We start from the raw sequence: 3466 nt of genomic DNA on the forward strand, positions 1-3466 counted from the left end.
CCCGAATCCCACCCCCCCATGAGCCAATATTTCGAGATCCATCCCGACAATCCACAGAAGCGCCTGATACGCCGGGCTGTGGAGATCCTGCGCGAGGGCGCGGTGATCGCCTATCCGACAGACTCGAGTTACGCACTCGGCTGCATCATCGGCGACAAGGGGGCGATGGAGACCATCCGGCGCATCCGCGATCTGGATAACAAGCACAATTTCACCCTCATGTGCCGCGACCTGTCCCAGATCGCCACCTATGCCAAGGTGAGCAACAGCGCCTTCCGGCTGTTGAAGGCGCACACGCCCGGTGCGTACACCTTTATCTTCAAGGCCACCCACGAGGTGCCGCGCCGGCTGCAACACCCCAAACGCCGCACCATCGGCATCCGCATCCCGAACCATCCCATCAGCCAGGCGTTGCTGGAGGAACTGGGCGAGCCGCTGATGAGCTCCACGCTCATCCTGCCGGGCGAGGACCTGCCGGAGGTCGATCCGCAGGCCATCCGTGCCCGGCTCGAACATGAGACCGGCCTGGTGATCGACGGCGGCGGCTGCCGCCCCGAGCCGACGACGGTCATCGATATGACCGGCGAGACGGTAGCGGTGTTGCGCGAAGGGCTGGGGCCTACGGACGTCTTCCAGTGACGCGTCGCCCTGGCAGGGTAGCGGGGATGTCGGGGATGTCGGGCCCGGGGCCGAATAAAGGTATACTGCGCCGATGTACGGTCTGAGCCTGGTTCAATACGCCGCGATCGCGGCCCTGCCGCTGCTGTTCGCGATCACAGTGCACGAAGTCGCACACGGCTGGGTGGCACTGCGTTTAGGCGACCGCACTGCGCAGATGCTGGGGCGGCTGACGCTCAATCCCCTCAAGCACATCGATCCGGTCGGGACGATCCTGGTGCCCGCCATCCTGCTGTATGCGGGTGGCTTCATCTTCGGCTGGGCCAAGCCGGTGCCGGTCGACTGGCGCAACCTGCGCAACCCCAAGCGCGACATGGCCATCGTCGCGGTCGCCGGGCCGCTGGCGAATCTCGGCATGGCGGTGATCTGGGCGCTGGTCGCGAAACTGGGCCTGGCGCTGAACACGGCAAACCTGTGGTTCTCGGTGCCGCTGATCCTGATGGGCAAGGTCGGCATTCTGCTCAATCTGATCCTGATGGTGTTGAATCTGCTGCCACTGCCGCCGCTCGACGGCGGGCGTGTGCTGGTCGGCCTGCTGCCCGACAAGCTTGCCTTGACGGTGAGTCGCATCGAGCCCTATGGATTTTTCGTTCTGGTGGCGCTGATGATCACCGGCGTGCTGGGCGCGATCATCGGTCCGCCCATCATGGCGCTGGATCGGCTGCTGGTGTCCCTGGTGGGCCTCTGAGGGGCGCCATGATGGGTGGTGAATACAAGGCTGTGGAGACAACCGCTTGAATGCCGCTCTACCGACCAAGGGGCGCGTGCTGTCCGGCATGCGCCCGACCGGCCAGCTGCACCTCGGCCATTATCACGGGGTGCTGAAGAACTGGATCGCCCTGCAGCATAAGTACGAATGCTTCTTCTTCGTCGCCGACTGGCATGCGCTGACCACCCATTATGAGGAATCCGGCATCATTGCCCAGAACGTCTGGGACATGGTGATCGACTGGCTGGCCGCCGGCGTCAATCCCAGCCTGGCGCGACTGTTCATCCAGTCGCGCGTACCGGAGCATGCCGAGCTGCACCTGCTGCTGTCGATGATCACGCCGCTGAGCTGGCTGGAACGCGTGCCGACCTACAAGGATCAGCAGGAAAAGCTCAAGGAACGTGACCTGGCCACCTATGGCTTCCTCGGCTATCCGCTGCTGCAGAGTGCCGACATCCTCATCTACCGCGCCAACGGCGTACCGGTGGGCGAGGATCAGGTCGCACATGTGGAACTCACCCGCGAGGTCGCGCGGCGCTTCAACCATCTCTACGGCCGCGAGCCGGACTTCGTGGAGAAGGCGGAGGCGGCGGCCAGGAAGATGGGCAAGAAGAGTGCGCGCCTCTACCGTGACCTGCGCACCCGCTATCAGGAGCAGGGCGATGCCGAGGCCCTGGCGGTGGCACACGCGCTGTTGAAGGAACAGCAGAACCTCACCATCGGTGACCGCGAGCGCCTGTTCGGTTATCTGGAGGGCGGCGGCCGCATCATCCTGCCGGAGCCGCAGGCCATGCTGACCCCGGCCGCGAAGATGGTCGGCCTGGACGGTCAGAAGATGTCCAAGTCCTACGGCAACACCATCACCCTGCGCGAGGACCCCGAGCAGGTGCGGCAGAAGATCCGCACCATGCCGACCGACCCGGCGCGGGTACGGCGCAGCGACCCGGGCTGCCCGGACAAGTGTCCGGTCTGGACGTTGCACCAGATCTATTCCGATGCGGAGGTGCGCGAGTGGGTATGGGCGGGCTGCACCACCGCCGGCATCGGCTGTCTGGAGTGCAAGCAGCCGGTCATCGATGCGGTGCTGGCGGAGCTGGCGCCGATCCGCGAGCGCGCTGAACAGTACGTCTCCAACCCCGGCCTGGTGCGCAGCATCATCGAGGAGGGCAGCGACAAGGCACGCGATGTGGCGCGTGAGACGTTGCAGGAAGTACGTTCTGCAATTGGTTTGAATTACAAATAAAAAGTAGAACGACCAATTCGCCCGACATGGGCCGTTCCCTTCGGGTAGAATCGGCCGGGATGTCAGCCGGAGGCGCGCGCCCCGAATGTGATCAGGATGTAATCAGGATGCAACGATGAGCGATACGCCGAACCCGCAGGAACTCCGCGAAGCGCCCAAGCAGGTCGAGATGCCCTTCGCCATCGTGCATGGCGAGGCGCTGACCACGCTGCCCCAGGACCTGTACATCCCGCCCGACGCGCTGGAGGTCATCCTGGAGGCCTTCGAGGGCCCGCTGGATCTGTTGCTGTATCTCATCAAGCGCCAGAACCTGGACATCCTCGACATCCCCATCGCCGCCATCACCCGGCAATATATAGAGTACATCGACCTGATGCAGACGATCCGCCTGGAGCTGGCGGCGGAATACCTGGTCATGGCGGCCATGCTCGCCGAGATCAAATCGCGCATGCTGCTGCCGCGTTCGCCCGATGCCGAGGCCGAGGAGGACGACCCGCGCGCCGAGCTGGTACGACGTCTGCAGGAATATGAGCGTTACAAGCAGGCCGCCGAGGACCTCGATGCGCTGCCGCAGGTCGGCCGTGACGTGTTCCCCGCCACCGCGCCCGTGCCCGAACGCCAGCTCAGCCGCCAGGTGCCGGACGTCGATCTCCGGGAGATCCTGGTTGCCTTCCAACAGGTCATGCAGCGTGCCCAGATGTTCACCCATCACCACATCCAGATGGAGGCGTTGTCGGTGCGCGAGCGCATGTCCGACGTATTGGCGCGCGTGGGTACCACTGAGTTCGTGGAGTTCGAACAGCTGTTCACGGTGGAGGAGGGGCGCATGGGGGTGG

General features: G+C 64.5%; 4 protein-coding genes. All 4 read left to right on the forward strand.

What is annotated here, in order from left to right:
* The first annotated feature begins 18 nt into the window (after positions 1-18).
* Positions 19-639, forward strand: coding sequence for a threonylcarbamoyl-AMP synthase (locus K8I04_15390; GenBank protein MBZ0073099.1), 621 nt, complete (start codon positions 19-21; stop codon positions 637-639).
* A gap of 73 nt (positions 640-712) precedes the next feature.
* Positions 713-1366, forward strand: a complete 654-nt coding sequence (locus tag K8I04_15395) for a site-2 protease family protein (protein ID MBZ0073100.1) — start codon at positions 713-715, stop codon at positions 1364-1366.
* A 76-nt stretch (positions 1367-1442) separates the two neighbouring features.
* Positions 1443-2630, forward strand: coding sequence for a tryptophan--tRNA ligase (locus tag K8I04_15400; GenBank protein ID MBZ0073101.1), 1188 nt, complete (start codon positions 1443-1445; stop codon positions 2628-2630).
* A gap of 115 nt (positions 2631-2745) precedes the next feature.
* Positions 2746-3466 (forward strand): segregation/condensation protein A (locus K8I04_15405; GenBank protein ID MBZ0073102.1); only part of this gene is annotated, 721 nt, incomplete at its 3' end.

It is taken from the genome of Gammaproteobacteria bacterium (assembly GCA_019911805.1).
Lineage (GTDB): Bacteria > Pseudomonadota > Gammaproteobacteria > Thiohalobacterales > Thiohalobacteraceae > JAHJQQ01.